The following is a 12,631-nucleotide window of genomic DNA, read 5'->3' on the forward strand; positions in this document are numbered from 1 at the left end:
TTTTATCTTACTTTGTTTGCTTGTCAGATCAAGTCTAAACTATTACAATTTAATTCAAGAAAAACCACAACAGCATACCACCGATCCTAAAGTTACACCTTTAAATATAGGTGTAGGAGCAAGAGTATAAAAAGGTCTTTGCTTCAACTATAGTTTTTGCTACACTTTAAGTAAATTTGAAGATATTAATGAGTGAAGAAGTAAAACAAATCCTAAGTTATTACGAAAGTGAAAATCCTGGAGTAAAAGCAAATCTTGCTCGTATTCTTATGCATGGAAAACTTAGTGGAATTGGCAAGTTAGTAATTCTTCCTGTAGATCAAGGATTTGAGCATGGGCCAATAAAAAGTTTTGAAGTTAATCCTGATGCTTACGATCCGCATTATCATTTTCAGCTTGCAGTTGATTCGGGAGTAAGCGCATATGCTGCTCCGCTTGGTATGATCGAAGCTGGTGCTTCAACTTATGCTGGAATGCTACCACTTATTTTGAAGCTTAATAGTGCTAACTCCTTGCACTCGAAAAACTTAACTTCTGATCAAGCAATAACTGCTTCTGTAAAAGATGCGCTGCGTTTGGGTTGCGTAGCTGTTGGGTTTACTATATATCCTGGTTCTGCTAAGTGCTTCGATATGATGGAAGAAGCTCGCGAAATTATAGCTGAGGCTAAGTCTTGCGGCCTTGCCGTAGTGCTATGGTCTTATCCACGCGGTGAAGGAATTTCCAAAGAAGGCGAAACAGCAGTTGATGTTATTGCCTATGCTGCGCACATAGCAGCTTTACTTGGCGCTAATATAATCAAAGTAAAACTTCCAATTAACTATTTGGAAAGGGAGAAAATAGAAACAGAAAATATTGAGTCATTATCTAAAAGAATTGAATATGTTAAAAGATCTTGTTTTGCAGGGAAAAGAATAGTAGTTTTTTCTGGTGGCGAGTCGAAATCAGTGAATGACATATGCAATGAAGCGAAAGAAATTAAGCAAGGCGGTGGTAATGGTTCAATTATCGGGCGTAACACTTTTCAAAGAAAAAGAGAGGATGCTTTATCTATGCTAAAAGATATAATGGATATCTATGCATAAAAAACGGCTGGGTGGCAGAATGGCTTATGCGGAGGACTGCAAATCCTTTTATACCGGTTCAATTCCGGTCCCGGCCTCTTACTCCAATTAGATCGTTTTTTCTTCTGAAATTTTAACAAGAAGTGTGGCTTTTAATGAAATATTTAAAAAAATAAGATACTATATTCAAAATATAAGCAGTAAAATGCCAAAGAGATTAACAGAAGTTTTATTATTGATTGGTTTGCCCTTCTTGCTTACCAGTTGCACTTTTCACTATTTATTAAAGAGCTCGTATACTCATCTTGCACCAGAAAAGTACCCTTCATCCAACAAACAGCCGGTTTACGTCGGTACAGCTTACAGTGCACAGACTATATATAATGCGTTATTTAATGACTTTCTGTTAATAGGTAAGTCATCATTCACAGCCAAACATGGGCGTGCTAGTCAATATGTTAATTATGGAAGAGAAGTTGGAGCAGATGTGATAATCGTATCATTTCAAAATATGCAAAAGGATAAAGAGCATTTTAGCATCACAGAAAAACTATTATGGGACACAAGCTTAACAACATTTCATACAAGGACCATTATAAACTTTGATCAGGACGTACTCTTTCTAAAAAAGGTAGGTGATGCAAAAGCTCCATGGGAATATGTCAAAGGAGAGTTCAAGCTTCACGAAAAAGACGATACTGATCCATATCTAGGGAATTGGGTAGGGTATAGAATATGCAAGATTGCAATATCTTCTTCAGAAGATGAATACTTAGGATTTGTAAATGAAGATAATTGTAAAGAAAAATCTGGAATAAATAAGATGCTTGCTTGGAAAAATGGGGATGTAAGGTTGCGGATTAATAAACAATCAAAACAGGGATTTTATTTAAATCGAAATAAGATTCCTATACTAATAAAATCTCAAATTAACAAATTTGGCTACCTCGAATTAGTAGATAAAAATACTGATCAAGTTCTGGTTTCCCTTCAGAAAAATTAGTTTTTACTACTCATAGAAACTATATACTTACTATTTTGATAAACCTCAAGCTTTCTAAGTTATTCTTGTTGCATGGTAAAAAATAAACTAAAAATAAGCAAAGTGTTTTACAAAATGATATTACGTAATTTATTGTTTTTACTGCCGCCTGAAATTGCTCACTCCTTGGTAATAACGGCGTTAAAAAAGATGCCCTGTAGGAAACCTATAGAACTACCTAAGTCTTTAAATGTAAACTTTTTTGGTAATAAAATTAGGAGTCCTGTAGGTCTTGCTGCAGGTTTTGATAAAAATGCGGAAGTTGTAAAGCCGATGCTCTCATTTGGTTTTGGATTTATTGAGGCTGGTACTGTAACTAAACATCCCCAATATGGAAACAAAAAACCGAGAATTTTTCGATTAATTAAAGATGAAGGAATAATTAATAGATTGGGATTTAATAATAAAGGAGTAGACTATTTTCTTAAACAGATAAGTGAAACTAAACTTGGTGATTGTATTTTTGGTATAAATATAGGAAGAAACAGTACATCAAAGGACCAAATCAGCGATTATGTTGACTTAATAAAGATAGTATATGGAAAGAGCAATTATATAGTACTGAACATCTCATCCCCAAACACACCTAACTTGCGCGATTTGCACAATAAACAAGAATTATCCAAATTGTTGAAATCTATCACTCTAACCCGGAAATCAATCGATAGCTCTGAATCCATACCGATAATATTAAAAATTTCTCCAGATATAGATCAGCAAACAAAAGAAAATATCGCTGAGCTTACACTAGAATATAAAATTGACGGCTTAATAGTAAGCAACACTACGATAAGTCGAGATTCTTACTATAATGAGAGTGGTGGGTTGAGCGGCAGACCATTGTTTCAACTTTCAACCGAGTTATTGAGTGATATGTACAAGCTTACTAAGAGCAGGATTCTATTGATAGGATGTGGGGGAGTTTCAAGTGGTATTGACGCATATGAAAAAATAAAGGCAGGAGCCTCTTTAGTACAACTGTACACTGCTCTCGTATATCAGGGGCATCAAGTTGTGAACAAAATCAATCTGGAGCTTGCAGAATTGGTAAAAAGAGATGGATTTAGTAACATTACTGAAGCAGTGGGTTGTATACATTAATTTTGGAAGTTATTGATATTGTTTTAGTAAAGTAGAGCTAACTTTTTAGTGTAAAGGTATGATAGGGAGTGCTTTTCTTTTGAATGATGAACATGAAAGTTTTGAACGATATAATATCTAAAGTTATTAATTATAAATTTACAGATCATGCAATATTAGAAGAGGCATTAACCCATCCAAGCGTAAATAAAAGGAATAGCGAAGACCAGATCGTAAGCTACGAAAGGCTAGAGTTTTTGGGCGATAGTATTTTGAACATGGTTGTATCTGCTATGCTGTTTAAAATGTTTCCTGAAGAAAAAGAAGGAGCATTGGCAAAAAGAAAAACGGATCTAGTTTGTGGCAGTACCATTGCTAATGTTGCTAAAGAAATAGAGTTAGGTAACTTTATCATCATGAATAATAGTGAACGTTGCAACGGAGGGAAATGTAACTTAAAAAATTTAGAAAATTCGCTTGAGGCACTAATAGGTGCAATTTATATTGACGGTGGACTTGAGAGTGTTGAAAAATTTATTATCCGACATTGGGAAAAGCTAGCTAAAGACATCCTCGATCCTCCTCAAGATCCTAAAACTTCACTGCAAGAGTGGACTCAGAAAAACAAATTACCTTTACCAGAGTATGAACTTGTAAAACAAACTGGACCAGCACACAATCCTGAGTTTACTATATCAATTTTCATAGAGAATTATGGCAAAGTTTCTGCATGCGCTTCTAGTAAGAAAATTGCTGAACAAAAAGCTGCTGAGTTGATCCTAGAAAAAATTAAAAAAACGACTTAGTTTAATCAAAATAGCTGTTAGCATAAATTTAAAGTAAGCTAAGCTCTTTAGTTCAGCTTACATATTTTTTTATCTCAGCCAGAATCTTATCAGATTGACTTTCATCTGAATTTAAATCAGCTACAAAGTGTGTGACATATTTTCCTTCAGGGCTAATAAGGTATATCATTGAAGAATGGTTAATTTCCTCTTCTCCATCTACTTTACTTGCATATACTTTATACTTTGCAACTACTTCATCTATTTTTTGTCTTTCACCAGTTAGCATTTGTATTCTATGGTCAAATTGCTGCTGAAATTCTTTAAGCCTTTCTGTGTTATCGCGCTCAGGATCAACTGTGATAAAAAATGTTTGTAGCTTATTGTCAGTTTTCTTATCTAACTTTGCAAGTGTTTCTGAAATTATGCCGAGATTCATAGGGCAAATTCTTTTGCATGAGGAAAATCCGAAAAAAATCATCATATACTTATTTTTAAAATCACTACTGCGTACTGTTTGTCCGTCTTGATTGATCAAAGAAAAATCTCCACCTACCTTAATTTCTGTATTTTGTGAAACAAATATGCCTTGCTTGGTAAAATAACAATAACCTAAGAAGATAGCTGCTACTGTTATTAGCAAACTAGACAATAACCTTATAAACTTTATCATTAAAGCGTTTCCAATAAAGTTAAATCATATATTGATTAGTTGATTGATTCAATATATTCCTTCCAAAGTGGGTTGTTAATTTTATCTAACAATTTCTTATGCTCATCAATTTCTTTAATACTTGGTGAATGTTCTCTGCGAGCTAAATTACGCACTTTATGCTGAATAAACGTAGAGTTATTGTCCTGAGCACATTCATTATTAAATAAAAAGGTTTGCAATCCTCCTGTAAGCTCAACATAGACCTTTGCAAGCAATTGAGCATCAACTAATGCTCCGTGTAACTCTCTACCTTCTAGCGATATATCAAAACGCTTGCATAATGCATTTAAAGAAGCAGGTGATCCTACAAACTTTTTTCTTGCAAGTGGTAATGTATCTAGCACTCTATCTGAGGAAATTAACCCGGCATTCAACTTGTTTAACTCCATATTAAGGAACTTAATATCAAACTCAGCATTATGAATTACCAAGATGTCATTAGATATGAAGTCAAGAAATTCAAGTGCAACATCTGAAAATAGTGGCTTATCTTCCAAAAACTCCTCACTAATACCATGAATCTTAAATGAGTGGTAAGGTATATCTCTCTCTGGATTAAGATATCGATGAAATGTTTTACCTGTTGGAATACGGTTAATTAGTTCTACACATCCTATCTCAATAATTCGATGGCCAGACTCAGTGTCAAGACCTGTAGTTTCAGTATCAAGTACTATTTCTCGTAGCCTACTTTCCATCGGTGTAACTAATCTTACTTGTCATTTGCTGTTAAATTTTTATCGGTACTTGCCTTCTTGTAGTTAATGGAAACAAGCAACCAGGTTGGATCTGATGAATTAATATTTTTTTTGAATTGCCATACATCCTCAACTTTGTTAATAGTAGACATACTACCTGATATGATATCTCCTTCATTATTCTTAACGAAGTTAATTTGCTCTGAAAGGAAATATACTGCAATAAATATTACGTTTTTTACTAGCTTTATTTCTAAGATCTTTTGTGAAACGATAGAAACAATTATAGACTCGTGTATCTCTTTACGATGCTTAATCTTATCCACAAAGCTGTTATACAAATCTTTGTCCAGAAGGGATTTTAATTGAGGTAAATTCCCTTGGTTAAAATATTTAATTATTAATTCAAAAGCTATGCTTGAACCTTCTATAAAATTGGAAATAGAGAACTCTCTGTTTTTTTGTAATATTTGTTTATAAGTAGCTTCTATTGAACTTTTGTCGTTGCTATAAATATAATCTTCGATATTTTCTACCACATCCTCTTTACTTTGACTTGCATCCAATACAACTGTTAGCTTTTTTAGGTTGAGACTGGCTGATCTTCCTAAAGAATTGTATAAGCGTGAAAAAATAAACGCCGCTAGTAAAGCATATATTACAAGCTCTATCATGGTAACTTAACCCCTTGGTATCTAAATATTATTAATTATTGATAAAAATATGTTTTGCATATTAGCCTATAGTTAGGTTTGCTATTCGTTTATAAATGAATATATTATATAAGAAAGTATTAAATATCTCAACTTAATTAAAGGAGAAGTAAGAAATGTTACAACACAAAATGAAAATTCATGGTCAGTATGTCAAAGATCTTTCGTTTGAGAATCCAAATTCGCCATTCCTTCCTTCTAGTAAAGCTCCCGATATTAATGTAAAGGTTAATATTAATTCAGCAAAATTAGAAGGAACGGAAAGCAAAGAAGGAATAAATGAAGAAAAACCTTTTCATGAAATTACTTTGCATATAGAAGTCAAAGCGACGGTAAAAGATGAAGATATAAAAAATGGTATAGCTTTCATTTGTGAGATAAAGTATTGTGGTATTTTTTCAATAGAAAATTTGAAAGAGTTGAGTGAAGAGGAAGTAAGACAAGCTTTGTTTATTGGCGGGCCTACTTTTCTTTTTCCTTTTGCAAGAGAAGTAATTGCAAGAACTACAAGTAGTGGTGGGTTTCCTCCACTTATGCTAGATCCTATAGATTTTGAAACTATGTATCAGCAGCAAAGTCAACAACAAAAAAGTAGCGCTAGTAATTCCAATTTTAACTAATACAGGATGAACAATTCTTTAAATGCAAAGACGACTTTAAATATTGATGGAAGGTTATATAACTACTTTAACCTAAGTAACGCTGGTAAATTCTTAGGAGTAAATTTAACCAAATTGCCTTGTTCACTCAAGGTATTGCTTGAAAATTTATTGCGCAACGAAGATGGAGTAAGCGTTAAATTAGATGACATAAAGATATTAGCAAATTGCGTCAAGAAACACATTAATCACGAAATTAGCTACAAGCCAGCAAGGGTTTTGATGCAGGATTTCACAGGAGTTCCTGCTGTCGTTGACTTAGCTTCAATGCGTAATTATGTGAAGAAAAACGGAGGTAACCCAAGCAAAATAAATCCATCTGTAACTGTTGATCTTGTGATCGATCACTCTGTTCAAGTAGATAGTTATGGAAGCACTTCCGCATTCAGTAAAAATGTTGAGCTAGAAGTAAAAAGAAATTTGGAGAGATATCAATTTTTAAAGTGGGGAGAGTCGTCCTTCACAAATTTTAGAGTAGTACCACCAGGTACTGGAATTTGCCATCAAGTAAACCTTGAGTATTTAGCGCAAGTTGTGTGTAATAATGATGGGGTCATATATCCTGACACTTTAGTTGGTACTGACAGTCACACTACAATGATTAACGGGTTATCAGTCCTTGGTTGGGGTGTTGGAGGCATAGAAGCTGAGTCTGTGATGCTTGGTCAACCAATTAGTATGGTGATTCCAGAAGTAGTTGGATTTAAATTAATTGGCAGACTACCGGAAGGAGTAACTGCGACTGATTTAGTGCTGACGGTTACCAGTATCCTAAGAACAAAAGGTGTTGTTGGTAAATTTGTAGAATTTTATGGTGATGGTTTAGATTATTTATCTCTAGCAGACAGGGCCACTATAGCTAACATGGCCCCAGAGTATGGTGCAACTTGTGGGTTTTTTCCAATTGATCAGAAAACACTCGATTATTTACATTTAACAGGGCGACCAGAAGAGCTGATCAAATTAGTTGAAGTCTATTCAAAAGAGCAGGGATTGTGGCGTAGCAGTAATGAGTTAGCATTTTTTGACACACTAGAGCTTGATTTATCAAGCGTAAAGCCAGTGATGGCTGGTCCTAAAAGACCACAGGATAAGATTTTCCTTTCAGAAGTAGCGGAATCTTTTTCTACATCTTTTCCTATTAATGAGACAAACAGACCTCCGTTGGAACCTATCTATGGCGATCAGCTCCAGAGTGGCAGCGTAGTGATTGCAGCAATAACAAGCTGCACTAACACCTCAAATCCAAGTGTGATGATTGCTGCAGGTCTTGTAGCTCGTAATGCAATTAAACTTGGATTAAAATCAAAGCCTTGGGTTAAAACTTCTCTTGCTCCAGGGTCACAAGTTGTGACAGAATATTTAGAAAAGTCTGGATTGCAGGTAGATCTAAATGCTTTGGGTTTTAATCTAGTTGGATATGGCTGCACAACTTGCATTGGAAATTCTGGTCCACTTAATAAGGATATAGAGGATGATATAAAAAACAAAAACTTAACTGTTGCTGCAGTTTTGTCTGGCAATCGTAACTTTGAAGGAAGAATTCATCCGTTAGTCAAAGCTAATTACTTGGCATCTCCGCCACTTATTGTTGCATATGCACTTGCAGGCACTGTGCAAATTGATTTGACAAAAGATTCAATATGCAAAGATAAGAATGGCAATGATGTCTATCTCAAAGATATATGGCCAACAAATAATGAAGTTGAGAGCTGTGTTAAAAGTGTTGTGACGCGTGAAATGTTCATACAAAAGTATAAGGATGTTTTTTCTGGTGATGAGCATTGGCAAAAGATAAAGTGTGAGAAAGGTGAAATCTATGATTGGGACGCGAAAAGCACTTATATACAAAACCCTCCCTATTTTGATAATTTATCGACTAAGAACAATGGAAGCAACATAGTTGATATAAAGAATGCCCAAATACTAGCGATGTTTGGCGATAGCGTCACTACCGACCACATTTCCCCTGCTGGAAATATTGCCTCAAATAGTCCTGCAGGCATATATTTAAAAGGTCTTGGAGTTGAACCGCAAGATTTCAATTCATATGGATCTCGCCGCGGTAACCACAACGTAATGATGCGTGGAACCTTTGCTAATATCAGAATAAGAAATAAAATGGTGAGCGCTGAGGGTGGCTATACAAAACATATTCCTTCTCAAGAAACTATGTCAATTTTTGATGCAGCAATGCAATATAAAAGAGAAGCTGTTCCATTAGTTGTCATTGCAGGAAAAGAATATGGTACAGGTTCAAGTAGGGATTGGGCAGCAAAGGGTACTGCATTACTGGGAATTAAAGCTGTGATTGCAGAAAGTTTTGAACGCATACATAGGTCCAACTTGGTCGGCATGGGTGTTCTTCCACTTATATTCCAAAATGGAATAACCAGAAAGATATTTGATGGTAGTGAGATAATAAGCATAAAAGGTGAAATAGTATCAAATGGAAATCTAGAATGTATCATTAAAAGACAGGATAATTCAAAGCAATCAATACAACTCAAATGCTGTGTACAAACCGCAACTGAGATTAAATACTTAATGAGTGGTGGAGTGTTAAGCTACATACTTCTTTCGACTTAGTAAAAGTAAGTACTAGACTTCTTTTAGCTCCAGCCCTGGTCCTTTTAAATAATGATTTGTTCTATGCGAAGTTATGATATAATTTTACCTTACATATAGTAAAGGTGTTTTATAGATAATTATGATTAGCTCTATACAAGAACCTAATGAACTCAGAAAACGTTTACAAGGATTTTATCGTACTGATGAAAAAAGCTGTGTACGTTATCTTGTAGAAAAAGTAGAACTTTCGGTTGATTCGAAAAACAGAATTTACAATATTGCAAAACAAGTTATTGAAAAAATCAAACACAATAAATTAAGTATTGTAGATTCCTTTATGCAGCAATATTCGCTTTCCAATGATGAAGGAATAGCATTGATGTGCCTTGCTGAATCGCTACTTAGAATACCAGATGATTACACAATAGACGAATTGATCAAAGATAAAATTACCAACCAAGAATGGAATAAACACTTGGGGCGTTCCTCTTCATTGTTTGTTAATGCTTCCACATGGAGCTTGATGATAGGTAGCAGTATATTGAGAGATAATGAAGGCGATTCGAAGTTCTATTACGCAATTTCTAAGTTACTTAAGAATTTAGGAGAACCGATCATTCGCAAAGCAGTAAAACAAGCAATGTCTATGCTTGGTAATCATTTTGTTGTTGGAGAAACAATAGAAGAAGCTTTAAGATATGCAAAACTAGATGACAATAGTAAGTTTTTATACTCTTTTGATATGCTTGGCGAAGCTGCTCACACAGCTGAAGATGCAGAAGAGTGTTTTGATTCATACATGCACTCAATAAAAGCTATAGGTGCAACTACTGAAGTGAATGATTGTTTTAAATCCCATGGAATTTCAATAAAACTTTCTGCTTTGCACCCACGTTATGAATTTGGTCAATTTGACCGAATTGCTGGTGAGATATTTACTAGGGTTTTAGAGCTCTGTCGTGAAGCAAAAAAATACAACATTTCACTATGCATAGATGCAGAAGAATCAGAAAGACTTGAGATGTCATTAGTTTTATTCGAGCAACTGCGTCTTGATGAGTCACTTTCTCAGTGGGGAGGGCTTGGCTTGGCTGTACAAGCATATCAAAAACGTGCTTTATCTGTGCTTGATTTTGTTGAGGATGTTGCTATCCGATCAAAGCATAAAATTATGGTAAGGCTTGTGAAAGGTGCATATTGGGACTCAGAAATCAAGTGTGCACAAGAGCTAGGGTTAAGTGGTTATTCAATATTTACAAGAAAAAGCTATACTGATGTATGCTACCTTGCGTGTGCACAGAAGCTTTTAAGCAAAGTAAATCACTTTTACCCATGCTTTGGAACTCATAATGCCTATACTTTTGCTACTATAATAGAGCTTGCTGACAAAGATCATCCTGGATTTGAGTTTCAGCGTTTACACGGAATGGGTGAGGATTTATATGATTATGCAATGTCAGAACTTGCAACAAGCATCAGCTGTCGTATATATGCACCAGTTGGTAAACGTAGTGATTTATTACCATATCTTGTTAAGCGTCTTCTTGAAAATGGAGCTAATAGTTCGTTCGTCAATAAAATAAATGATCCTAACGTTAAAATTGAAGAATTAGTCTCGGATCCATTAGAAAAAGCTAAAAGTTTAGAATATGAACCTCATCAAAACATTCCATTGCCACAAGATATTTTTGGAGAGGAAAGAAAAAACTCCTTGGGGATGGATATTAGTGATTCAATTACAGTTTCGCAATTTGCAAATGATATAAAAAAATTTAGTGAAAAGAAATGGCAAGTTGGGCCAATAATTGATGGAAAGGCACTACTTGATAGTGCTGAATTTATCGAAGTAGTGAATCCTGCACATTTGGAAAATGTAATTGGAGAAGTGTCAAGTACAACAAGCGCTCAGGCTTTAAATGCTCTTGAAATAGCACATAGTGCTTTTACTAAGTGGCAGAATATTTCAGCAGAAGAGCGCGCTAAATGCCTTGAAAAAGCTGCAGATTTGCTTGAGGAAAGGATGAAAGAGTTGGTTTACATTCTGATCTTGGAAGCAGGAAAAATTTTATCCGATGCAATAGCAGAAGTAAGAGAGGCAATCGACTTTTTGCGCTATTATGCAATGATAGCAAAAAACGAACTGAATGACTGGAAAAAATTGCCAGGTCCAACAGGTGAAGATAACTTCATCTTTTTTGAGGGCAGAGGAGTTTTCTTATGCATATCACCGTGGAATTTTCCACTTGCTATCTTCATTGGGCAGGTTTCAGCTGCACTTGTAGCAGGTAATGCAGTGCTGGCAAAACCGGCAGAGCAAACGCCGATTATTGCCTATGAAGCCGTTAAGATACTACACGAAGCTGGAATACCAAAAAATGTATTACATCTTGTTCCAGGAGATGGTCGATATTTAGGTAAAATATTAGTGCCAGATAATAGAATTTCCGGTGTAGCTTTTACCGGCTCAACACAGACCGCTCAAATAATTAATAGAATGCTTGCCAGCAGAGATGGTCCTATTGTGCCACTTATCGCTGAAACTGGTGGATTAAATGCTATGATTGTTGATAGTTCTGCTCTTTTAGAGCAGGTAACTAAGGATGTTTTAATTTCTGCATTTCGCAGTGGCGGTCAACGTTGTTCTGCTCTCAGAGTGCTATTTATTCAAGAAGATATAGCAGAAAAACAGATAAAAATGATATGCAATGCAGCTCAAGAACTAAAGATAGGTGACCCAATACAACTGAGCACAGATATTGGTCCAATAATTGACAAAGCATCTATTGATATGCTCACTAAACATACGGAAAAAATATCAAGGGATGAAGATTCAAACCTTTTGTCCAAGGTACCCATGGATACAAATTCTTATAATGGTTATTTCTTTCCTCCGTACATTTATGAGATACAAAAAATTTCGCAATTAAAGCAAGAAGTGTTTGGGCCTATTTTACATATCATACGTTTTAATAAGTCGCAGTTAAATGAAGTTATAAGTGATATAAACAATACAGGATATGGACTTACGTTTTCTTTGCAAAGCCGTGTACAAAGTAAGATCGATTTAATAAGCAAGAAAATATCAGTTGGAAATGTATACATCAATCGCAATCAAATAGGTGCAGCAGTTGGAATGCAACCATTTGGCGGTAGAGGACTGTCAGGTACCGGACCAAAAGCTGGTGGTCCTAATTATCTGCAACGTTTTTCTATAGAAAAGGTTGTAAGTGTCAACACTACAGCATGTGGCGGTAACATTACACTTGCGTGTTTGGATTGATTTGCAATTTCTAAATTGGAAGTC

Annotated in this window: 10 protein-coding genes and 1 tRNA gene; 8 read left to right on the plus strand and 3 right to left on the minus strand. The window is 35.1% G+C overall.

Annotated elements, in window-relative coordinates; all coding sequences use genetic code 11:
• Positions 1-188 precede the first annotated feature (188 nt).
• From JR053_RS01540 to rnc, 5 genes are all read left to right on the plus strand, one after another.
• On the plus strand, positions 189-1,085 hold the full coding sequence (locus JR053_RS01540) for a class I fructose-bisphosphate aldolase (RefSeq protein WP_010404347.1): 897 nt from the start codon (positions 189-191) through the stop codon (positions 1,083-1,085).
• 5 nt (positions 1,086-1,090) lie between these two features.
• Positions 1,091-1,162 (plus strand) — tRNA-Cys (locus tag JR053_RS01545).
• Positions 1,163-1,269: 107 nt separating this feature from the next.
• A complete protein-coding gene (locus tag JR053_RS01550) occupies positions 1,270-2,067 on the plus strand; it encodes a hypothetical protein (RefSeq protein ID WP_006015735.1) in 798 nt (265 codons plus the stop codon).
• Between the two features lie 72 nt (positions 2,068-2,139).
• On the plus strand, positions 2,140-3,207 hold the full coding sequence (locus JR053_RS01555; RefSeq protein WP_010404352.1) for a quinone-dependent dihydroorotate dehydrogenase: 1,068 nt from the start codon (positions 2,140-2,142) through the stop codon (positions 3,205-3,207).
• A gap of 92 nt (positions 3,208-3,299) precedes the next feature.
• Complete coding sequence (gene rnc, locus JR053_RS01560; protein ID WP_029237654.1) at positions 3,300-3,992, plus strand: ribonuclease III; 693 nt, start codon at positions 3,300-3,302, stop codon at positions 3,990-3,992.
• A 52-nt stretch (positions 3,993-4,044) separates the two neighbouring features.
• Here rnc and JR053_RS01565 read toward each other — a convergent pair whose 3' ends face one another.
• The 3 genes from JR053_RS01565 to JR053_RS01575 are packed head-to-tail and all read right to left on the minus strand — an operon-like array spanning position 4,045 to position 6,058.
• Entirely contained in the window at positions 4,045-4,644 is a 600-nt protein-coding gene (locus JR053_RS01565) for an SCO family protein (RefSeq protein ID WP_010404358.1), read from the minus strand.
• 35 nt (positions 4,645-4,679) lie between these two features.
• Positions 4,680-5,384, minus strand: a complete 705-nt coding sequence (gene dnaQ, locus JR053_RS01570) for a DNA polymerase III subunit epsilon (protein WP_010404360.1) — start codon at positions 5,382-5,384, stop codon at positions 4,680-4,682.
• A 14-nt stretch (positions 5,385-5,398) separates the two neighbouring features.
• Positions 5,399-6,058, minus strand: coding sequence for a Tim44/TimA family putative adaptor protein (locus JR053_RS01575; protein ID WP_010404363.1), 660 nt, complete (start codon positions 6,056-6,058; stop codon positions 5,399-5,401).
• A 155-nt stretch (positions 6,059-6,213) separates the two neighbouring features.
• Between JR053_RS01575 and secB the strand changes: the two genes are divergently transcribed.
• The 3 genes from secB to putA all read left to right on the plus strand — a co-directional run bounded on the left by secB (position 6,214) and on the right by putA (position 12,607).
• The gene (gene secB / locus JR053_RS01580; protein ID WP_029237655.1) at positions 6,214-6,717 is read left to right on the plus strand and encodes a protein-export chaperone SecB; all 504 of its coding nucleotides are present in this window, start codon (positions 6,214-6,216) and stop codon (positions 6,715-6,717) included.
• A 6-nt stretch (positions 6,718-6,723) separates the two neighbouring features.
• A complete protein-coding gene (acnA, locus tag JR053_RS01585) occupies positions 6,724-9,345 on the plus strand; it encodes an aconitate hydratase AcnA (protein ID WP_010404371.1) in 2,622 nt (873 codons plus the stop codon).
• A 121-nt stretch (positions 9,346-9,466) separates the two neighbouring features.
• A complete protein-coding gene (gene putA, locus JR053_RS01590) occupies positions 9,467-12,607 on the plus strand; it encodes a bifunctional proline dehydrogenase/L-glutamate gamma-semialdehyde dehydrogenase PutA (protein ID WP_010404374.1) in 3,141 nt (1,046 codons plus the stop codon).
• Positions 12,608-12,631 lie beyond the last annotated feature (24 nt).

Source organism: Wolbachia endosymbiont of Nasonia vitripennis (assembly GCF_048054115.1).
Lineage (GTDB): Bacteria > Pseudomonadota > Alphaproteobacteria > Rickettsiales > Anaplasmataceae > Wolbachia.